This window comes from Halosimplex litoreum (genome assembly GCF_016065055.1).
Lineage (GTDB): Archaea > Halobacteriota > Halobacteria > Halobacteriales > Haloarculaceae > Halosimplex > Halosimplex litoreum.
Map to the genome: position 1 here is coordinate 3,732,385 of NZ_CP065856.1, position 20,907 is coordinate 3,753,291.

A 20,907-nucleotide genomic window follows, 5' to 3' on the forward strand; every position below is an offset into this window, starting at 1 on the left:
CCCGGTCAGTCACCGCTCGCCGCCCCCGAGGACCCGCCCCGGAGCGCCCGCAGCCCGGACTGCTGGACCCGCTCCAGCAGCCGGAACGCCCGCCGGTTGCCCGCCGGGAGCAGCGACAGCCCGAACAGCGCCAGCGTCTGCGCGTCGCGCTTGCCGGACCGCAACACGTCGAGGAAGACGCGGCGCGCCTCCGCGGTCCGCCCCGCCTGGAACAGGTGTTTGCCGTACCGGTAGGCGGCCATCCGCTCGCGCTCGACCCGATAGGACCGCAATTCGGGGATGCGCTCGACCAGATCGTCGATGGCCGCCAGTTCGTTCTCGTACATCATGTCGGGGTCGGCGGTCAGCGAATCCGCCCGGCGGCGCTTGAACGCCAGCGACTCCAAGATCATCGCGGGGATTCCGTTCCGGAACAGCCGCACCCACAGGTGGGGGTCCTCCCTGGCCTGAAGACGCTCGTCGAAACGCTCGTCCTCGAAGCACTCGCGGCGAGCCGCGACGGTGACCGTCGGCACGCCGTGGCCGGACCGGAAGAACGCCACGTGGTGGCGGTCGGGGTCCTCGACGGGGAGCGCCGATAGCTCCGTCCGCGAGCCGTCGGGTTCGATCACGGTGACGTTCGAGTAGACCACGTCGGCCTCGCCGTCGAGCGCGGCCACCTGCCGTTCGAGCTTCGCGGGCGCGTAGAAGTCGTCCGCGTCGAGGAAGGCGATAACCTCCCCTTCGGCCTCGTCGAGGCCTCGGTTGCGCGCCGCCGCGACGCCGTTCGGCGGCTCGTAGACGTACCGCGCCCACTCCAGCGGGTCGAGCAGGGTCTCGAGCCACTCGACCCCGGAGCTGTCGACGACGACCACTTCGAGGTTCGCGTAGGTCTGCTCGCTCAGGCTCTCCAGCGCCCGTTCGATGTACCGGGCGTCCTCGTAGGTCGGCGTGACGACCGAAACGAGCGGCCCCTCGGTCTCCTGCAGCGTCGTCGGCAGCGAGATCTCGGGTGGATCGCCGTCGTCCATGTCCGTTCGTTCAAGCGGGTCGGCTTCACTCTTGTGGTCCGTGGAAATGCGCAATTACGTCGGTTTCAGGCTCGGACGCGTCGATCGAACGCCCGACAAGGTTCGGACAGATCCAAAAGCGGTAGATAGGTGGCCCGCTTTGCCGAGCACAATGGACCGTAACGTCGTACTGCTCGTGTTGGACACGGTCCGGAAGGACTATTTCGACGAGCACGCGCCGCGACTGCGGGCGAAGTCGGACCTCTCGTTCGAGCAGTGCCGAGCCGCGAGTTCGTGGAGCACGCCCAGTCACGCGTCGATGATGACCGGGACGCTCCCGTCGGAACACGGTATCCACGCGCGCAACGTGGACTTCACCGGGCTGCGTCGGGAGGACACCTTCCTCGCGGATCTCCCCGGATACACTGCGAGCGGCGCCAGTACCAACATCTTCGCCGGGACTCCGTTTGGCTTCGACGGCGTCTTCGACTCCTTCGCCAGCATGTCCCGCCACGCCCTGTTCCCCGACGGGCTGGACATCGACAAGTTCCTCAGCGAGACCGACCGCGATAGCAGCGGACGCTACGTGGAGTTCTTGCGGGCGGTCGCCGGCCACGAACACCCCGTAAAAAGCGTCCTGAACGGCGTCTTCCTGAAGCTCAACGACGTGCTCGAACCGCTCCCACTCCCGCGGCTGTACGACTACGGCACGGCGACCGTCTCCCGCGAAGTACTCAGCCAAGTCGACGACAGCGAGGGTCCTCGGTTCGTCTTTGCCAACTACATGGAGGCACACACGCCGCTGCAGGCCACCCGCGTCTACGACGGGTCGCTGCACGGCGTGCCGACCGACTGGTCGTCGAACGAGGTCGACATCTTCGGCATCAACAACGCCGACGACATGGCGCAGTTCGACGAATATTTCAGGAACTTCCGGCAGCTGTACGGGACCGCCATCGACTACCTCGACCGACGGCTGGTCGCGCTCGTCGACGAGATACACGAACGGACCGACCGGGAGACGACCGTCGTCGTCACCGCCGACCACGGCGAGAACCTCGGGACCGAGGCCGACGACCACCTGCTCGGCCACGTCAGCACGCTTACCGACGCGACCCTCCACGTGCCCCTCGAAGTGTTCAATCCGCCCGAGGGCTACGACGAGACTGTCGACAACTACGTCTCACACCTCGACCTCCCCGAACTGCTCGTCGCGCTGGCCGAGGGAGAGGTCGCAAACATTCGGCGCGAGACCGTTCCAGCCGAGCGGATCGGACTCGGCCTCTCCCACGACCCCTCCAACTACGAATACTGGGATCGGATGATCCGCTGTGCCTACCGGGACGAGGAGAAGTTCGAATGGGACTCGCTTGGCAATCGCTACCGCCACCGCATCGATTACGATCGGGCGTCCTGGCAGGAGCGCGTTGAGACCGATGTCGAGGTGCCCTCGTGGGCGCTGTCGCCGTTCCCCGAAGACCTCGAGAGCTACGACAAGCGGGCCCGAGGCGGCGGCACTGACGCCGAGGAGATGGACGAACACACCCGCGACCAGCTCGAAGAACTCGGCTACCTCTGACCGGCGGTCGGTCGTCCCGGAAGACCGAACTCGACCGATCGCGACCTCGGCCGACCGCGCTCCGCTCGCTACTCCACGTAGCCAAGGTCGCGCAACTGCCCCTGCAGTTCTTCGGGCACCTCGTCCTCGACTTCGGTCTTGTCGCCGCGGTGTTCGAAGGTCACGTCGGCGTCGCGGCTGACGAGCCGGCGCTCGAAGTCCTGCCAGAGGACGGTCGCCTGTTCGTGCCACGGCGCGATCGTGATCGTGTAGTCGGTCTCGGTTTCCAGCAGATCGTTGCCGTCCCAGCGGTCGGCCACTTCGGCGCCGGCGCTGGCGGCGATGGTCGGCGTCAGGTCCAGCAGGCTGCACGGGCCCTCGGCGTCGATCCCGTCGAAGACGACCGGCACCTGGACCAGGCAGTCGTCGACGCGACGCAGTTGTGGCTGGTGGAAGTAGTAGCCCTCGTCGCCGAATCCCTCGCCGTGGTCGGCGGTGAAGACGAATTTGGGGTCGTCGCTGTCGATCCCGTCGAGGAGGTGGCGGACGTTCTCGTCGGCCCGTTCCAGCGAGTCGCAGTACTTGCGCTCGATCTCCGCCTCCTCGGCGTCGGTCAGTTGCTCGGGCTTGAAGAAGGCTTTCTGGTCGAGTTGCTCGGAGACGGCGTCGTCGCCGGCGCCGTAGGGCCGGTGGGTCTCCATGAGGTGGACCCACAGAAAGCGGGGCCCGTCGGCGGCGTTGAACCACTCGATGGCCTGGTCGACGACCTCGCGGTCGCGCGGTCGGTTCTCGCTTTTGGCGTGGGGCGGGTAGAACTTGTAGTAGATCCGCCGCAAGAGGTCGAAGTTAGCGAGGTACTGTCGGAGGCCGCTGCCGCGGTTGCCGGGCTCGATGAAGCTGTCGTAGCGGTCGAACCCCTCCGCGAAGCCGAACGTGGCGTCGGTGTTGGGGTTCGGAGAGCACCCCAGGCAGGTGTAGCCGGCCGCCGAGAGTGTCTCGGCGAGCGTCGGCTCGTTCACCCGCCCCGTCAGAACCGACTCGTAACTGGACGCGTGGATGCTCGCCAGACTCGGCCGCGTGTACTGGGCGGCCGTCATGCCGGTCTCGACGTCGAACGAGGAGACGAACTCCATCTCGTCGACGTAGTCGGCGCGCACCGAGTCGGCGGTGACGAAGACGATGTCGTCCATTCGTTCGCGTACTCTCCCAGCGTCGGGATGACGTTTTTGGTCGGTGGCATCGGCGCCGATGGATCCGCGGACGGTGGACGCTCAGCGGATCCAGGTGACGACGATGGTCCGCGCGAGCCCGACGGCGTAGCCCAGCCCCGGCTTCTTCGTCTCGCCGGCCTCGCGCTCGCGGATTGTGACCGGCACCTCGCGGATCCGGAACCCGTTCTTGCGGGCCTCGATGATGAGCTCCGGGGCCGAGAACCGCTCTTCGGTGAGCGTCAGTTCGTCGAGCCGCGACCCGCGGATGGCCCGGTAGCCGTTCGTGCAGTCGGTGATCTCCGCCTTGGTGAGGCGGTTGATGAGCCACGTGAACGCGCGGATGCCGCCGCGGCGCGTCATCGAGTTGCCCGAGCGGTCGCGGCCGCGGTAGCGCGACCCCATCACGTACTCGGCCTCGCCGTCGACGACCGGCGAGACGAGCGCGTCGAGCTGGCCGACGGGGTGTTGCCCATCGGCGTCCATCGTCACGACCACGTCAGCGCCGTGTTTGCGGGCGATCTCGAAGCCGGTCTTCAGGGCGCCGCCCTGGCCCTGGTTGAGCGGGTGTTCGACGACGATGGCGTCGTGGGCCTCGGCCGTCCGGCGAGTCCGGTCGTCGGAGCCGTCGGAGACGACGACGGCCCGCACGTCGTGGTCGCGGACGGCGTCGGGTAGCGACGCCAGCACGTCGCCGACGGTGTCGGCCTCGTTGTACGCCGGGATCACGACGTAGACCGTCCGACTGTCCGGGGGCTCCTCCAGCGGCGCTTGCTCGACCGCCAGCTCGCGCGTGAGTTCGTTGACGACCGACCGCGTCGCACCGATCCGCCCGATCAGGTAGAGGATCAGGAACAGAAACGCGGCGTTGGTGAAGATCTGAACGAGCAGGAAGCGACTCTCCAGATTGAACGCAGTCGCCAGCGCACCGTACAAGCCCGGTGCCAGACCGATGGTCAGCAAGCCGACCGCGAGAGCGATGGCGAGGCCGAACTCCGCCTTCGAGAAGGTCGTCCGGTAGCGGTCGAACCCCCACAGGAGCGCGACCGCCGCCAGAGCGACGAACAACAGCGTCAAGGCCTCGTTGTCCAGCCCCGGGAGGGCACCGAGAGCGAACCCGACGGGAACCACTGCCATACGTGCTAGTACTCGCGAGTGTGTGCCGTTTATATTCCTCGATCCGTGTTCATATCTCTACTGATATGTCCGCGACTCAGACGGTCGCTCGGATTATCGGACGTCGACCGCTACCCGCATCACCCAAGTGGGACGGGAGTGAAGCGGGAGGTGAGTCGAGCCGCCGATGTCCCAGCCACAGGCCGCCCTCTCGGTCGACTTCGAGCACTTCACCCACCTGCCGGCCTACCGCGGCGCGAGTGGAACGACCGACCGGCCGGCGGTGGGGCTCGGAGGCGTCACGGCCCTCCTCGACGCCCTCGACGAGGCGATCGGGGCGGCGACGTTCTTTACCGTGGGCGAGCTGGCCGACGAGCACCCGCGCGTGATCGAGCGCATCGCGGCGGCCGGTCACGAGGTCGCCTCGCACACTCACACCCACCGGCACCTCTCTGAACTCGACGAAGGTGAGCGCCGCGACGAACTCGCGCGTTCGAGAGAGCGCCTCGAAGCCGTCACCGGCGAGTCGGTCACCGGCTTCCGCGCCCCCTCGTTCGACATGGGGCCGGACCACTTCGAGGCGCTGGCCGACGCGGGCTACGACTACGACTCCAGCGTCGTCGCCTGTCGGTCGATCCCGGGCTGGTACGGCGGCGAGTTCGACGCCGAGCGCCCGACGGCCGCGAGGGCGGTCGAACCGACGGCGCCGGACGGACTCGTCGAAGTTCCCGTCTCGGTGATGCCGCGCCTGCGCCTCCCGCTGACGGGCACCTGGATCCGGTTTTTCGGCGTCTCCTACACGATACTGGGGATGCGACTGCTCGCGCGCCGGGGGATCGCGCCGGTGCTGTACGTCCACCCCTGGGAACTCGTCGACCTCCCCGCCGTCGAGGGCGTGCCCAGTCGTGTATACGTCCGGACGGGCGCGTACATGCGGCGAGCGGTCCGGCGGATCCTCGCCGAACCGTTCGAGTTCGTCACCGTTCGGGAACTGGCGGACGGGGCCGAGTCGCGTGCACGGACGACCAGTGACGGGACGCGGACAGTGCGGAGTGACCGAGCGTGAGCGATGGCGAGGGCGACCTGGACGGCGGGTCCTGGCGCCGCCGCGGGCTCTCGCTCGTCCAGTGGACCCTCGCGGTCGGCGCCTTCTGGTACGTCGCCAACGGCGTTGACTGGTCGACGACGCGCGCCGAACTGGTGACGCTCGACGCCGCCGTGATCGCGGGCGTCCTCGCGATTACCGCCGCCGAGTTCGGCTCGCGCTTCGCGATGTGGTACGCGCTGTTGAACGGGCTCGCGCCGACGGGCCTGCGGACGACCGCCAGCGTCGATCTGGTAATCAAGTTCGTCAACCACGTCGTCCCATCCAAGGCGTCGGGCCACTCCGTCGCGCCGCTGGTCGTCCGCCACTACACCGAGGCCGACTGGGCGGAGGCGGTGAGCGTCTCGGGCCTCAACACAGGCCTCTACGCCGCCCTCTACGGACTCGTGGCGCTGGCAGGGCTCGGCCTCTTCGCCCCCAGACTCGGCGACGGGTGGCTCCTCGTCATCCTCCTGTCGACGGGTGTCTACCTCGTCGCGGGTGCGCTCGTCCTGCTGGCCGGCCGTCGGATGGACGCCGCCGGCCGTCTGGCGAGTCACCTCGGGGGTCTCCTGCGTCGGGTTCCCCGCGTAGGTGCCCGACTCGCCGGTGTCGCTGGCGCGCTCCCGTCGTTCACTGCCGATTCTGCGGGCGTGTTCCGCCGACTCTCCGCGACGCCGTCGGTCGTCGGCACGTACGCGCTGGGCTGGGCGGGGACGCTGCTGGTCTTCCCCGGACTCCGGGTGTGGCTGTTGCTCACCGCCCTCGGCGGCGAGTTCTCGCCGGCCGCGCTCCTGCCGGTCGTGCTCGTCACGGCTTACAGCGTGACCGTCCTGCCGCTGACCCCTGGCGGCGTCGGCGTCGCGGAGGCCTCGGCGACTGCCGTCCTCGTCGCCCTCGGCGTCGCCCCCGAGCTCGCACCGATCGTCGTCCTGCTCGATCGGACCTTCGGCGTCTACCTCCCCGCCGTACTGGGCTGGCTCCCGGCGGCGAGCCTCGATTTCGGGGACCTGTTCGCCCGTAGCGACGGGGACAGCGAGTAGCGAGCACCGGCTCGTCCGGGTACCGCGGTCGACCCCGGAGACCGCCCTATACAGCGCCTACCGTTCGCACGAACGAAATGTATTTCCGCCCGCCTCGCGGGATTCCGACAATGACGCGGACCTTCGCCGTCGGGCTCGACGGCGCCAGCTGGCTGCTCACCGAGCCCTGGATCGAAGAGGGCGTCCTTCCCAACCTCGCCGCCCTCCGCGAGTCGGGCACGTATGCCACCAGCCGCAGCTGCCTCCCGCCGGTCACCTACCCCAACTGGAAGTGCTACGCCTCGGGGAAAAATCCAGGCAAGCACAGCGTCTACTGGTGGGAGCGAATCGACCTGGCGGACGAGCGCATCGACATCATGAGCGGGAGCGACTACGAGACCGCCGAGCTGTGGGACTACCTCGACGCCGAGGACCAGCGGGCGGCCGTCGTCAACATGCCGTCGATGTACCCGCCCCGCGAGATCGGCGGCTACGTCGTCTCGGGCGGCCCGGACGCCGTCGAGGGCGAGTACCGCTCGCTCGACACCGGCTACACCTACCCGCCCGAGTTCGAGGAGACACTCGCCGAGCGCTACGACTACCAGGTCCATCCCGACCCGTTGCTGTCCTCGAACGACGAGCGCGGCGCCGAAGTCGACGAGATCCTGCGACTGTTCGAGCTCCGATTGCAGGTCGCGAAGGACCTCTTTCTGGAGGAGGACCTGGCGTTCACCCACGTCACCCTCTTTTACCTGAACGTCCTCCACCACTTCTTCTGGGACGAGGAGCCGACCAGGCGGGCGTGGCAACTGGTCGACGAGTGGCTCGGCGAACTCGCGGCGCTGGAGGACACCAACCTCGTGGTCATGTCCGACCACGGCGCCGCGGCGACGACGACGGAGTTCTACGTCAACGAGTGGCTCGCCGAGAACGGCTATCTCACCCGTGCCGGCGGCGTCGAGGACTACTTCCAGCGCGTGGGGCTGACCCGCGAGAACGCGCTCGCTGTCGCCAAGCGGTTCGGCCTCGTCGACGTCCTCGCCGAAACGGTCCCCGAGAGCGTCCAGCAACTCGTCCCCCAGAGCGCCGGCGCCAAGCGCGAACGCAAGATGGAGCTGATCGTCCCCGAGCAGACGAAGGCACTCGCCAGCGGCCAGGGACCGGTCTACGTCAACCCGCGCTTCGACGTGGAGTCCGTGCGCGAGGAGCTCATCGCCGACCTCGAAGCGGTCACGGACGAGAACGGCGAGGCGCTGTTCACCGGCGTCTACCGGGCCGAAGAGGTGTACGACGGCCCCTACGTCGACATCGGTCCGGACGTGGTCGTCGACCAGCGGCCGGGCGTCCACGTCAACGACGGGATGGGCGGCGACGCCGTCCAGACCGAGCCCGACCGCTGGGCCGCCGAGAACACGCCGACGGGCATCTTCGTCGCCGACGGGCCGGACTTCCGAAATCGCGGCGAGATCCCCGAGATCGACATCCGCGACATCGCGCCGACGATTCTCGCCGCTCATGGCGTCGACATCCCGAGCGATATGGACGGGGAGGTGCTCGATATCTTCGCCGACGACCCCGACGTGGGCACGCAGGAGCCGATCGACCACGAAGACGCCCGCGCGGGCGGGCCGTCCGACGAGGTGGCCGACCGGCTGACCGAACTCGGCTATATGGAGTGAGTTCGCCGCGGGCTTTGACTGGCCCGGCGCTTCCGGCGGCCGGCGAAATGTTTTGAGACCGCACTGAGAACACGACCGCGTGAAGCTCTTCGAGTACGTCCGTCGGGGAGCCTGGCCCGAGGTGGTCGGCTACGGGCTGTTCGTGACTCTGCTGGCCGCGGGCTACTACTACAACATCACGTTCGTCCAGCTGGGCCTCATCGACCTGGGGACGCGACTCGTGGGGCTCCCCGCCACGACGGTCTCGGCGTGGATGGGCGCGCTCGCGCTGGTCACGTTCGCCGCCGCGGTGGGATTCGGTATCCTGATGGACCGACGGGGCTGGTCGAGGGAGCTGCGGACGAAGCTCCGCGCGCTGTTCGCCGTCCTCTGCGTGCAGTTCGTGCTGACGATGGCGGCGCCGCACGTCCGCGACCCGGCGGCGTTCGGCGCGTGGATCGTCGCCGCGTCCGTTTCGATGGGCGTCGGCTTCCCGGTGACGTTCTCGCTGACGATCGATTTCGTCCCCGTCCGCGACCGGGGGTACGTCGCCGCCGCCGCGACCGCGGTTGCCTACTTCGCCGGCAACGTCTACCCGCTGGAGTGGTCGATCGGCGCGTTCAGCCGCGTTATGGCGGTCGCGATGGTTCCCGGTCTGGTCGTCCTCGGCGCCCTCGCCCTCCGCGACCTCGGCTTCGTCGACGCCGTCGCGGACAATCACCGCGAGTTCGGCGTCGGCCGCTTCTGCCGACCGGACACAGTCCAACTCCGCAGCTTCGCCTTCCTCGGGCCGCTCGCGCTGATGTTCGGCGTCTTCTTCGTCGACAGCCTGGGCTTCCTTCGGATCGTCGAGACGCCCGCGCTCGTGCGCTCGGCCTGGCAGTCACCCGACTTCTCGGTCCACCTGCTCATCGGCGCCGTCCACGTCGTCGGCGCGGTCGCCGCGGGCGTCCTCTACACGAACTTCGACCGGAACTGGCTGTTCGCGTGGGTGTTCGGGCTGTTCGCGCTGACGCACCTGCTGTACACGTTCGACCTGCGACTCGCGTCCGCCGTCCCGGGACTGGCTGGCGGCGCGCCGCCGCTGGTGAACCCGATCTTTTACGCATTGACGGTCAGCTTCTACACGACGCTCAACTTCGCGCTGTGGCCCGACCTCTCGACGCCGGCGACGATCGGCACCCACTCGGCGGTCGGCGTCGGCTTCGCCGGCTTCCTCTCCACGTTCCTCAGCACCGCCGTCGCGCTGTACTTCGAGCACGCCGAGGTCACGCTGATCTCGCATCTCTCGCTCGTGAACGCGCTCGCGCTCCTGTTGTTCGTGGCGCTCGGGCTCTCGCTGTACGGGCGAGCAGTGTACCGACACGCGCGGGCCGGACCGGTGACGACCGGTCGGGCGGAGCGGGGCGCGCACGACGACGCGCCCGGAGGTGAGCCGTGAATCCGATCGAACTCGCGCTCTCGCTCGTGCTCGCCGTCCTGCTGATCGGGGCGTTCGGCGGCGAGCCGGCGACGCTACAGGTGGTCGCCGACGGGAGCCACGAGTTCGAGTCGGCGCCCGACGCGCTCGTGGTGGCGGGCGGGACGGCTACCGTCCCCGCGAACGAAAGCGTCGACGGGTCGGTGTACGCCGTCGGCGGGAGTCTCGCCGTGGACGGCACCGTGGAGGGCGACGTGGTCCAGGTCGGCGCCAACGTCTCGGTGGGGAGCGGCGGCGCCGTAGTCGGCACGCTCCGAGTGCTCGCAGGCGACCCGACGGTCGCCGACGGCGCGAGCGTGGAGCGGGTCGAACGACTGGAGCCGACGGCGACCGACCGCTCGCCGGTCACCGCCCTGACGGTGCGACTCGTCCAGTGGCTCTTCGTCGCGGCGCTGGCCGCCGGGTTCGCCCGTCGCCGGCCGGACCTCCTCGACAACGTGGCCGCGGCGGCGACCGACCACCCCATCGTCAGCGGCGTCGTCGGCGCGCTCACCGGCGCGACCGCCCTCGCGCTCGTCGTCTTCATGGCGTTGACGCTCGTGTTGATCCCCGTGAGCCTCCTCGGTGTCCTCGCCGGAATCGTCTGCGTCGCCTACGCCTACGCGGTGTTCGGCTACCTGCTCGGCCGCCGGCTCCCCGTCGACCGGCCGGACCTGGCCGCGGCCGCCGGGAGCGTCCTCTTCGTGGCCGCGCTCGACCTGCTCGGCCGTGTCCCTCTGCTTGGAGGGACGCTCCAGCTCGCCCTCACGGCCGTCGGCGTCGGGGCGGTTCTGGTCTCCTATCTGGGATTCAGCCGCTTCGAACCCGTCGAACTGCCGGCGTAGGGGAGTGATCCGCGCGATCCCTGGAGTAATGGGCAACCAGTCCGTAGTTTCCGATACCGATGTCCCTCCGGTCGCTGCTCGACTTGCCGGTCGAGATGGGCTGGCGCCACGTCCTGTTCGCCAACTGGCCGGTCGACCCCGCGGTCGTCCAGGCCCATCTCCCGGAGTCGCTGACCGTCGACACCCACGACGGGCAGGCCTGGCTCTCGGTCGTCCCGTTCACCAACGTCGGGGTCCGTCCGCACGGCGTTCCGGAGTGGACCGGCTTCCGACTCCCGGAGCTGAACCTGCGGACCTACGTCAGCCACGAGGGCGAACGCGAGCGAGCGGACGGCCGTGGCGGGTCGGGCGACGACACCGGCCCGACCGACGACGGCCCCGCCGCCGACCGCGGTGTCTACTTCTTCAGCCTCGACGCCGACGGGATCCTGGGGGTGACCGGTGCGCGCGTCTTCCACCACCTGCCGTACTACTTCGCGAGCATCTCGATGACGGACGACGGCTCGCGGGTCGCCTTCGAGAGCGAGCGCTGGCACCCCGGCGCCCGCCCCTGTGACTTCGACGCCCGTTACGGCCCAGCAGGCGACCAGTTCAGGTTCGAACCGGGGTCGCTCGACGAATTCCTCACCGAGCGCTACCGCTACTACACCGAGACGCCGGGCGGTGAGTTGCGCTACGCACAGATCCGTCACCGGCCGTGGCCGCTCTACGAGGCCGACGTCGATATCGATGACAACGAGGTCTTCGAGACCAACGGTTTCGCGATGCCCGAGAGCGACCCGGTCTTTCGCTACAGCCCCGGCGTCGACGTGACCGCGTCGGGGAGCCGACGGCCGGAGTAGCCGGCCCAGCGAAGCCCGGGTTTCGCTCGGATCCGTCGCCCATTCGCCCGTCGTGCCCGGAGTGTCGGGCGATATGACGTCGGAGATGACCGCCTACGTCGCCGACGAGTACGGCGACCCGGACGTGTTCACCGAGTGGACCGTCGAGGATCCTGCGGGTGCAGGGGGGGCCGGGTCGCCCCTCGACCCGCGAAACGGGACCGTCGTCCGGCCGTAGCGCCTTCGGAGCCGTCGGACGGACCGGATCGCCACGACGAGCCGTGAACGAACACAAAACACTTGTCGCGGTAGGCGGTCTCTCGGCAGTGATGCCCTCCACGATACCGTCCACAGTACCGTTACAGTCCGCCGAGCTAGGTCTCGTTCTCCTGTTCGGGCTGGTGCTGTTCGCCGTCGGAATCGCGCTGATATTCTGGACGTACAACGACGCCCAGAAGAACAGCAGCCACCCCGCGTTCCTCTGGGCAATCGTGGTCTTTTTCGCCCCGTTCCTGGGACTGGTGCTGTACTTCCTGCTCGGTCGCGACCGGAAGTACTGAGCCGGCGGCCCGGTATCGGCCCGGTAGCCACCCGGTCGGCCGCTCCCCGTCGCTACCGGCGACGACGCCGGACGACCCGCTGTAGAATATCTCGATACCGTTCCTGGGAAGCCTCGAAACTGTATTCGTCCTCGATCAGTTCGCGCCCGTTGCGGCTGATCGCGGGCAGGTCCTCGCGCTCCAGAACCGCCAGCAGTTCCCGGCGGATGTCCGCGGGGTCGGTGCTGTCCATCAGGAAGCCGGTCTCCCCGTCGCGGACCACGTCCGGGACGCCCGAGACGGGCGTCGCGTAGACGGGCGTCCCGCAAGCGAGCGCTTCGAGGATCGTCGTCGGCAGCCCCTCCGTCGGCTCGGAGGGGAGGACGACCAGTCGCAACCGGTCGAGTTCGGCGGGCACGTCGTCGTGGTCGACCCACCCGCGCATCTCGACCTGGCCGGCCTCGATCTCCGCGGCGAGTTCCGTCTCCAGCCACTCCCGTAAGTCGCCGTCGCCGACGAAGGTGAAGGTCACGTCGTCGGGCAGCTCCTTCGCCGCGGCGGCGAGTTCGCGGACGTTCTTCTCCTCGTCGAGGCGACCGAGGAAACCGACACGACGGCCCCGCTCTTCCAGGGGCGTCCGCACGCGGAAGTCGTCCGTCCGGACGTAGCGCGCGCCGGTGGGGTACACGTCCGTGTCGTCGGGGTCGAGATCGAGTTGCTCGGCCATCGACGGCGTGTAGGTCACGACCCCGTGGGCTGCCGCGAAACCCGCGCGTTCGAGCGCGCTGACGAGCCCCGCCAGCGTCCGCGCGACCGGCGAGGGAAGCGACTCCTCCCAGGCGATGCGCAGGGTCAGCGGCACGTCGCCGCGCGGTTCAACGAGGACCGTCTTCCCGATAGCGCGGGCGAACAGGATGGGGAGCAGGTACGAAGTCGCACCGTAGAAGAGGACGACCGCCTCCTCGCGACCGGCGACCACCTGGCACATCCGGAGCTGGTTCAGGAGGAAGCGGACGGCGGCCACGGCGATGGAGTCGCCGGCCCCCTTCCGGGTGAGTTCGACCAGCTCGTGTCGGTCGCGGATCTCCGAGTCGGCGGGCAGATCCAGGGTGACCAGCGCGACGCCGGTCACCGCCGAGAGGATGTCGAGCAGGCTCCGCGTCGCGTTCTCGCCGGCCGCCGCCAGCGGGTGGGTGACGACGCACACGTCGGGGAGGTCCGCCATTACCGATGGGGTGGCTCCGGCAGTCGCTTAACGCTGGTCATCCCGAGTCGGACGGTCTCCGGTCGTACGGTCCGCTCGCGTACGTCCTCACCGCCGGTCAGCGCCACTTGTATATCCCGTAGAGGTAGCCGAAACCGACGACGCCCGTCAGGACGAGGAGCCAGACGAGTTGTTTGGCGGCCGTGAGGTCGGGGTCGCGGACGAGGCCCCCGAACCGTCCGGGGAGATACTCGCCGAGGATCTTCCCGAGGAAGTCGCCCTCCTCCGCCGCCGAACCGGGGACGAACTGCTGCATACCGCGCTTGGAGTAACCCTGCCAGAACGCCCGGTCGAGCAGCCACTTCGGTTCGGTGCGGTAGGCGAACACCTTGTGGCCGACCTCGGCGTCGGGAACGTACCGGACGCCCTCGCCGTACTCCTCGCGTAACCGGGCGCAGACCTCCGTCTCACCGCCCTGGAGGTTCTTGTCTCCCTTCCGCCCGCCGATCCCGTCGTCGAACCCGCCCAGGTCGAGGAACACTTCCCGCCGGAAGGAGATGTTCGATCCGTTCGTGTTGCGGACCTCCGCGGGAGTGTCGCGGCCGTCGCCGAACCCGCGGTAGGTGGCGCCGACGAGAAAGTAGAACTCCGCCGGGAGGAAGTCCACGGGGTCGTCGACCCAGATGGGGTCCATCCGGCCGCCGGCCGCAACCGCGTCGTGCTCGTCGTAGGCGGTGACGAGCCGTTCGATCCACTCCGGATGGGCCACGGCGTCGTCGTCGAGGAACGCGACCACGTCGCCGCTGGCGGCCTCCGCGCCGTTGTTCCGGCTGACGAGCAGGCCGCGGTTCTCGTCGTTGCAGCGAGTGAAGACGTTCTCTCGGTGGCCGAAATCCGCTTCGAACCGCTCGAAGACCTCGGGGTTGCCGTCGCTGACGAAGACCAGTTCCACGTCGTCGTAGGTCTGGCCGAGGACGCTACGAGCGGCCTCGACGACCGCGTCGTAGCGGTCCATCGTGTGCTCGCAGAGCACGACGGAGACGCGCATGTCGATTCATGGACCGGGGTCCGGGATAGGCTTTCCGTCTGGCCGTCCGCGACAGGCCGCGTTTCGAAGCTGTTCGGAGAATCGAGAACCGCAAGACCGCGGTTGAATCGGGGGTCGACGGGGAGTCCGATTTATCGGAAGATGACAAGGCTTATGCGCGCGATGGGACTGGTTCCGTCAATGAGTCAGTGGCGTGGTCAGATCCAAAATATCGACGAACCCGGTGATCTCGCCGAGGTTGTGGGTGAGTACTACCACATCCCGGCGATCGTCGCCCTCCTCGGGTTCATGCTGTGGAGTCGCGTTCGCGATTGGCAAGAGTTCCTGATAGACGGAACGGTGTTCTTCAGCGGGAACGACCCGTGGTACCACTACCGGATGGTCAAGTACACGGTCCAGCACTGGCCGGAGACCAGTCCGTTCGACCCCTGGACACAGTTCCCGCTGGGGACCCACTCCAGCCAGTTCGGTACCGTGATGGACCAGCTGGTCGCTACGGCCGCGCTCGTGGTCGGGCTCGGGAACCCGAGCGACCACACCGTCCGGCTGGTCGTCCTGTTCGCACCGGCCGTCTTCGGCACGCTGGTGGCGATCCCGACGTACTTCCTGGGGAAGCGACTGGCCGGGAAGTTCGCCGGTGTGTTCGCCGTCGCGGTCCTCGCGCTCGCGGGGAGCACGTTCGCCCAGCGCGGAACCGTCGGCTTCTACGACCACCACGTCGCCGAGGCGCTGTTCATGACCACGGCGGTCCTCGCGACGATGGTCGCCGTCTCCGTCGCCGAGGAGGAGAAGCCGGTCTGGGAGCTGTTCCGGGCGCGTGACGTCGCCGCCCTGCGCCGCCCCGTCGGCTGGTCGCTGGTCGCCGGCGCCGCCGTCGCCATCTATCTCTGGACCTGGGCACCGGGCGTCTTCCTCGTCGGGATCCTCGGTGTGTTCTTCATGGTCGAGATCTGCTCGGAGTACGCGCACGGCGAGAGTCCGGAGCACGTCGCCATCACCGGCGCGCTGACGCTGTCGACTGCAGGCGTCCTGAGCCTCGCCGTCATGGAGAACGCCGGTATCGGCGCGACGAGCTACAGTCTGTTGCAGCCGATGCTCGCCTTCGGCGTCGCCGCGGGCTGTGTCTTCCTCGCGTGGTTCGCACGCGAGTGGGAGTCCCGGGACCTGGCCAACTACCAGTACCCCGCCGCGGTCGGCGGCATCCTCGTCGTGCTGGCCGGTGCGATGGCGCTCCTGCTTCCCGACCTGTGGGGCTTCTTGACCAACCAGATCACCCGCGTCGTCGGGCTCACGGTCACCGATACCGCACAGACCGTCGGTGAGGCCCAGTCGCTGCCGTTCGGCGAACTGTTCCCCCGGTACGGCTTCACGGTGTTCATCGCGCTGCTCGGCGTCGCTTACGTCGCGGTTCGGCAGTTCTACGACAGGCCCCGCGCCGAGATGACGCTCGTCTCCGTCTGGACCGTCTTCCTGCTGCTGGCGACGCTGACCCAGCAGCGTTTCGACTACTACCTCGCCATCGCCGTCGCGACGATGTCGGCGATGGTCCTCGGCGAACTCGCGCGGTTCTCCGGGCTCTCGGCGCCCGACACGGACATCGAGACGTATCAGCTGTTGACGATAGGCGCCATCGTCCTCGTGGTGTTCGCCCCGCTGGTCTACCCGACGCCCCTCGCGATGCAGATGACATCCGCGCCGAACGGGCCCGGGCAGGCCCAGCCGGCCTGGAACGAGACGCTCGGCTGGATGCAGACGAACGCGCCCGACCAGGGTACCTACGGCGGCGCCGACAACGCCGAGGAGGTCCCCTACTACGGCACCTTCGAGAACACCGAGGACTTCGACTACCCCGAGGGGTACTACGGGACGCTCTCGTGGTGGGACTACGGCCACTGGATCACGGTGATGGGCGAGCAGATGCCGACCGCCAACCCGTTCCAGCAGGGGGCCAACCAGGCGGCGAACTTCCTGCTATCGACCGACGAATCACACGCCAGCGAGGTCATGACCGACCTCAGCGAGGACGACGCCCAGAGCCGCTTCGTCACGGTCGACTGGAAGATGGCCGAGACCACGACCTCCTACCAGCGTGCCGGCGCGGGCCCGCTTCGGATCGGCGGGAAGTACTTCGCGCCGTTCGCGTTCTACTCCGACGGGAACATCTCTCAGAACGACTACTACCGCCCGCTCTACTACCAGACGGGCCAGCAGGACCGCGTGCAGTACCGGATCTTCCAGCGCCACCAGCAGGCGTACTACAACTCCACGGCGGTCCGGCTGTACCGGTTCCACGGCAGCGCGAGCGAGCCGGCGCCGGTCGTCCTCGACTGGGAAATCGAGGATATTCAGGGACAGCAGGTCCCGATCAGCAACGGAACCCGCCGCTTCGGTTCGATGGCCGAGGCCCGCGAGTACGTCGAGAGCGACCCGACCTCGCAGATCGGCGGGTTCGGGAGCTACCCCGAGGAACGCGTCCCGGCGCTCGAACACTACCGGATGGTTCAGGGCAGTAACACGACTTCGACCGAGTCGGTCCGCAAACAGCTGGCACTCCGGAAAGAGGCCGAGGGCGCCTTCCAGACCTCGCTCCGCCAGCCCGGCGTGCTCGGCGCGCTCCAGCCGAAGAGCTCGAATTGGGTGAAGGCCTTCGAGCGCGTCCCCGGTGGGACCATCGAGGGCGAGGGGCCCGCGAACGCGACGGTCACCGCGGCCGTCGAGATGCAGGTCCCCTCGACGAACTCGACGTTCGTCTACCGCCAGGAGGCCCGGACCGGCGACGACGGGACGTTCGAGATGACGGTCCCGTACTCGACGACCGGCTACGGCGAGTGGACCACCGAGGAGGGGTACACGGAGCCGAGCGTCACCGCGAACACCTCCTACCAGCTCCGGACCGACGCGGTCACTAACGACACGCACGCGTTCCGCTACCGCGGAACGGTCGACGTGACCGAGGGACAGGTCCTCGGTGAAGACGAGTCCGCGTCGACGGTAACGCTCGAGAAGGGCCAGGAGCAGGCGCTCCAGAACGGCCAGTCCGACGACGAGACGACTGGCAACGAGACGACTGACGACGGGAGCGCCGACGACGGCACCGCGAACGACGGGACGAGCGGCGACACGTCCACCTCCGACACTGCGACCGCCACTGCGACTCCGTCGGATACCGGGACTGCGACCGACACCGGCACCGACACTGCGACTGACACCGGCACCGCGACCGGCACCGATAGCGCGACGAACGGCTCGACCGGCTCCGCACTCGTCGACCCCTCGGCGCCGGCGACGCTTATCGCGTTGCTGGGCGGCGGATTGCTCTCGGTCGTCGGCCTGACGAAGCGCGACTGACGCTCGTACCGAACGACGCGCACTTTTCTCTGTCACCCGCCGGCTATCCGCCAGTACTAACTACCGGCTCCGACTTCCGTCCCCTATGACACGACAGTGCGGCCGGCCGATCGACGGCCGTCGACCGGGCGTGCCCGCGGGTGAGACCGATGGCAGTTGACGGCGGCCTGCTCGCGGTCGACCTGTTGCTCGTGGCGTTCGCGGGCGGCGCCGTGGGCGCGGCGGTCGGCGGCTACGCGGCGTACGGCCTCGCCGGTCTCGTGATCACGGTCGGCGAGATCGCGCGCGTCACGAGCGGCGCGGGCGGGACCCCGCTGGTCGCCGGTTCGACCGACCTCGGGACGGCCGGCGTGACTGGGTTGGTCGGCTACGGCCCGGTTCTGGGTCCGCACGTCGCGTTCGCCGGCGCCGCCGCCGCCGCGGCCTACGCCGGCCGGAAGGGGCACCTCGACACCGACTTTCCCTACCACGAGGCCAAGCACCTCGCAGCACCGCTCGGCCCGCGGCCCGGCGCGCTGGCGGTCGGCGGCGTCTTCGGCGTCCTCGGCTACTGGCTCGCGCAGCTGTCGCTCCGGCTGGGACTGCCCTGGGACCCGGTCGCCGCCAGCGTCGTCGCCTCCGCGCTGCTCCACCGCGCCGTCTTCGGCTACCCCCTCCTCGGCCGTCTCGACACCGACCTGCTCGACATGTCGCCGTACCGCGACGGCGACCGGCGGATGGCCGCCGACGGCGACGGTGCGCAGTCGCTGGCCGGCCGGTACGTCGTCGAGCCGTGGCTCCCCTACCAGTCCGAGTGGCTCTCGGTCGGCGTCCTGGGACTCGTCGTCGGCGTCTTCGGCGGCTTTCTCGCCGTCGCGACGGGGAGTTACTTCCTGGCGTTCGGGATCGCCGCCACCGGACTGCTCTTCCTGACCGCCGGCGTCGACCGGTTCCCCGTCACCCACCACATGGCGCTGCCCGCCGGCATCGCCGCGCTGGCGCTCCCGAGTGCCGGCCCGACCGTCGCGGTTCTGGTCGGCGGTGCCTTCGGCGTCCTCGCCGGCCTGGTCGGCGAACTCGCCCAGCGCGTCCTGTACGCCCACGCCGACACCCACCTCGACCCACCAGCCGTGGCTATCGTCGTCACCACCCTGCTCGTCGCGTTGCTGGACCTGGCGGGCGTGTTCCAACAGACCGCTGTGCCGACCATCGGGCTCGTCTGACGGCCCGCCTCGCGTCCGGCGATCGACTGGAGAGAAATACACGTATTCACAGCGTTTTTATACCGACCTCGGCATGTTACGATAGATGCAGCAGTGGCTGGGCGGCGACGCTATCGGGGGAGTACTGGCGGCCGGGGCGGGGACAGCGCGAGCGACCGACGCGCGCGGATGGCTCCCCGTTTCGGCCGTCGCCAAGCCACCGACGAGCATCCTACAGTCGGCGAGTTCGGGGGACGTCGGCGGTATGATGGTCGCCGCCGTGGTGCTCGTCGTTCTCGGACTCGGCGGCGTCGCTGCCTGGCACACCGGGATCCCGTCGTTTCCCTCGACCGGCGGCAGCTCGGAAAGCGAGTCCGCGACCGAGCCCGACGGCCCGGCGACGGCCGAGAGCCCCCCCGAACCGGATCCGGCGGCCGAGCCGAAATCCCAATCTGACGAGCCCGCCGGGAGGACCGACCGGGAACTCATCATCGACATCCTCGAATCGAACGAGGGGCGGATGAAACAGGCCCGGATCGTCGACGAGACCGGGTGGTCGAAGTCGAAGGTCAGCATGCTCCTCTCCGAGATGGCGGAAGAAGAAGCGATCAGCAAGCTCCGCGTCGGCCGGGAGAACATCATCAGCCTCAGTGGGAACGAACCGGAAGCGGCCGGCTCGCCGTTCGACGACGAGTGAGTGTGCGACGGCGTACCGATACGGGTTCGAAGCGCAACCGTTAAACCCGTATCCTCGCTACGATTTGGTACACACAGAGGGCGTGTGCGCTCCGTTGGTGTAGTCCGGCCAATCATCTTGCCCTCTCACGGCAAGGACCAGGGTTCGAATCCCTGACGGAGCATCTCCGATTTCTCCGACGGGATCTCACCCGTTCGTCCGGGGTACGCTTAATGTCTAGCCGGTCCCAGATCCTGCGATGCGCCTCGTAGACACGCACACGCACGCCTGGGGGCAGGACACGGCAGACCTCCCGTGGTACAGCGCCGACTTGCCCCCCGAGTGGTCCGGGCCGTACACGCACGCGGATCTGATCGGTGGGATGGACGCGGCAGCCGTCGACGAGAGCGTCTTGCTTCCGACCTCGATCTACGGTCGGGGTGAGCGAGCGAACGAGTACACGCTCCGTGCGCTCGAAGCTCACCCCGACCGGCTCTGGGGGGTCGGTGTCGCCGAGTACGACGCCGACGGTGACACGCTCCGGGAGCACGTCCGTCGCGTCACCGGCCACGAGCGGATGCTCGGCCTGCGCTTTCACGCCTGCTTCGAGTACGGGCAGACGCCGGGGGCGATGGACCGCTCTACCGAGTGGGTCGCGGGCGAGGATCTCGACCCGTTGTACGACGAACTCGCCGCTCGGGACGCGGCGGCGTTCGTCCTGGCCAAGCCCGACCAGCTGTCGATGCTCGCAGACCTGGTCGAGCGTCATCCGGCGGTGCCGTTCGTCGTCGAGCACATGGCGTGGCCCGACGTGGACTCCGAGCCCGACGAGTCGCCGTGGGCCGACTTCGAGGTACTCGCCGAACACGACAACGCGTACGTGAAAGTGAGCTCGATCCCGCGCACGTCGGACGAGCCGTGGCCTTACGAGGACGTCGAGGGCTACGTCACCAACTTGCTCTCGTGGTTCGGCCCGGAGCGACTGCTGCTGGGTTCGGACTACCCGTGGCTGGACGACTGGGGGAGCTACGAGGAGTGTCTCTCGTGGGTCGAGGAAGCCGACTATCTCTCGGCGCGCGACCTGACGTGGCTCTCTCACCGGACGTTCGACCGGCTTCGAGGGTGAGCCGCGGCGCCGCTCCGTTCCGTGG

At 68.6% G+C, this 20,907-nt stretch carries 18 protein-coding genes and 1 tRNA gene; 14 read left to right on the forward strand and 5 right to left on the reverse strand.

The annotated features are described in order from the left end of the window. Window positions 1–5: 5 nt before the first annotated feature. Window positions 6–1,010, reverse strand: coding sequence for a glycosyltransferase (locus I7X12_RS18495; RefSeq protein ID WP_198061489.1), 1,005 nt, complete (start codon window positions 1,008–1,010; stop codon window positions 6–8). A gap of 151 nt (window positions 1,011–1,161) precedes the next feature. On the opposite strand from I7X12_RS18495, the gene I7X12_RS18500 reads away from it, so the two are divergent. Continuing rightward, window positions 1,162–2,568, forward strand: a complete 1,407-nt coding sequence (locus I7X12_RS18500) for a sulfatase-like hydrolase/transferase (protein ID WP_198061490.1) — start codon at window positions 1,162–1,164, stop codon at window positions 2,566–2,568. A 68-nt stretch (window positions 2,569–2,636) separates the two neighbouring features. Here the strand turns inward: I7X12_RS18500 and I7X12_RS18505 are convergent, their stop codons facing one another. Together I7X12_RS18505 and I7X12_RS18510 are read right to left on the reverse strand one after the other, a co-directional pair. After that, on the reverse strand, window positions 2,637–3,737 hold the full coding sequence (locus tag I7X12_RS18505) for a sulfatase-like hydrolase/transferase (protein ID WP_198061491.1): 1,101 nt from the start codon (window positions 3,735–3,737) through the stop codon (window positions 2,637–2,639). A gap of 81 nt (window positions 3,738–3,818) precedes the next feature. Further along, the gene (locus I7X12_RS18510) at window positions 3,819–4,892 is read right to left on the reverse strand and encodes a DUF2304 family protein (RefSeq protein ID WP_198061492.1); all 1,074 of its coding nucleotides are present in this window, start codon (window positions 4,890–4,892) and stop codon (window positions 3,819–3,821) included. Window positions 4,893–5,058: 166 nt separating this feature from the next. Between I7X12_RS18510 and I7X12_RS18515 the strand changes: the two genes are divergently transcribed. From I7X12_RS18515 to I7X12_RS18550, 8 genes are all read left to right on the forward strand, one after another. Then, the gene (locus I7X12_RS18515) at window positions 5,059–5,937 is read left to right on the forward strand and encodes a polysaccharide deacetylase family protein (RefSeq protein ID WP_198061493.1); all 879 of its coding nucleotides are present in this window, start codon (window positions 5,059–5,061) and stop codon (window positions 5,935–5,937) included. Beyond that, window positions 5,934–6,998, forward strand: a complete 1,065-nt coding sequence (locus I7X12_RS18520) for a lysylphosphatidylglycerol synthase transmembrane domain-containing protein (protein WP_198061494.1) — start codon at window positions 5,934–5,936, stop codon at window positions 6,996–6,998. Before I7X12_RS18515 ends, I7X12_RS18520 begins: the two co-directional genes overlap by 4 nt. 110 nt (window positions 6,999–7,108) lie before the next feature. Beyond that, on the forward strand, window positions 7,109–8,656 hold the full coding sequence (locus tag I7X12_RS18525; RefSeq protein ID WP_198061495.1) for an alkaline phosphatase family protein: 1,548 nt from the start codon (window positions 7,109–7,111) through the stop codon (window positions 8,654–8,656). A gap of 79 nt (window positions 8,657–8,735) precedes the next feature. Further along, the gene (locus I7X12_RS18530) at window positions 8,736–10,076 is read left to right on the forward strand and encodes an MFS transporter (protein WP_198061496.1); all 1,341 of its coding nucleotides are present in this window, start codon (window positions 8,736–8,738) and stop codon (window positions 10,074–10,076) included. Then, a complete protein-coding gene (locus I7X12_RS18535) occupies window positions 10,073–10,939 on the forward strand; it encodes a bactofilin family protein (protein ID WP_198061497.1) in 867 nt (288 codons plus the stop codon). Before I7X12_RS18530 ends, I7X12_RS18535 begins: the two co-directional genes overlap by 4 nt. 59 nt (window positions 10,940–10,998) lie before the next feature. Next, window positions 10,999–11,781: a YqjF family protein gene (locus I7X12_RS18540; protein ID WP_198061498.1), complete on the forward strand. Its 783-nt coding sequence runs from the start codon at window positions 10,999–11,001 to the stop codon at window positions 11,779–11,781. A 73-nt stretch (window positions 11,782–11,854) separates the two neighbouring features. Further along, window positions 11,855–11,998: a hypothetical protein gene (locus I7X12_RS18545; RefSeq protein WP_198061499.1), complete on the forward strand. Its 144-nt coding sequence runs from the start codon at window positions 11,855–11,857 to the stop codon at window positions 11,996–11,998. 91 nt (window positions 11,999–12,089) lie between these two features. Then, window positions 12,090–12,320, forward strand: coding sequence for a PLDc N-terminal domain-containing protein (locus I7X12_RS18550; protein WP_198061500.1), 231 nt, complete (start codon window positions 12,090–12,092; stop codon window positions 12,318–12,320). 52 nt (window positions 12,321–12,372) lie between these two features. On the opposite strand, the gene I7X12_RS18555 is transcribed toward I7X12_RS18550, so the two are convergent. Then, a complete protein-coding gene (locus tag I7X12_RS18555) occupies window positions 12,373–13,524 on the reverse strand; it encodes a glycosyltransferase family 4 protein (protein ID WP_198061501.1) in 1,152 nt (383 codons plus the stop codon). A gap of 97 nt (window positions 13,525–13,621) precedes the next feature. Further along, a complete protein-coding gene (gene aglG, locus I7X12_RS18560) occupies window positions 13,622–14,551 on the reverse strand; it encodes a glucosyl-dolichyl phosphate glucuronosyltransferase (protein WP_198061502.1) in 930 nt (309 codons plus the stop codon). Between the two features lie 180 nt (window positions 14,552–14,731). Here aglG and I7X12_RS18565 point away from each other — a divergent pair, with 180 nt between their 5' ends. From I7X12_RS18565 to I7X12_RS18585, 5 genes are all read left to right on the forward strand, one after another. Further along, a complete protein-coding gene (locus I7X12_RS18565) occupies window positions 14,732–17,899 on the forward strand; it encodes an oligosaccharyl transferase, archaeosortase A system-associated (RefSeq protein ID WP_198061503.1) in 3,168 nt (1,055 codons plus the stop codon). 149 nt (window positions 17,900–18,048) lie between these two features. Continuing rightward, a complete protein-coding gene (locus I7X12_RS18570) occupies window positions 18,049–19,101 on the forward strand; it encodes a hypothetical protein (protein ID WP_198061504.1) in 1,053 nt (350 codons plus the stop codon). A gap of 85 nt (window positions 19,102–19,186) precedes the next feature. Further along, entirely contained in the window at window positions 19,187–19,777 is a 591-nt protein-coding gene (locus tag I7X12_RS18575) for a helix-turn-helix transcriptional regulator (protein ID WP_198061505.1), read from the forward strand. Between the two features lie 88 nt (window positions 19,778–19,865). After that, a tRNA-Glu gene (locus I7X12_RS18580) sits at window positions 19,866–19,940 on the forward strand. A 75-nt stretch (window positions 19,941–20,015) separates the two neighbouring features. Continuing rightward, complete coding sequence (locus I7X12_RS18585; protein ID WP_198061506.1) at window positions 20,016–20,882, forward strand: amidohydrolase family protein; 867 nt, start codon at window positions 20,016–20,018, stop codon at window positions 20,880–20,882. Window positions 20,883–20,907: the final 25 nt, after the last annotated feature.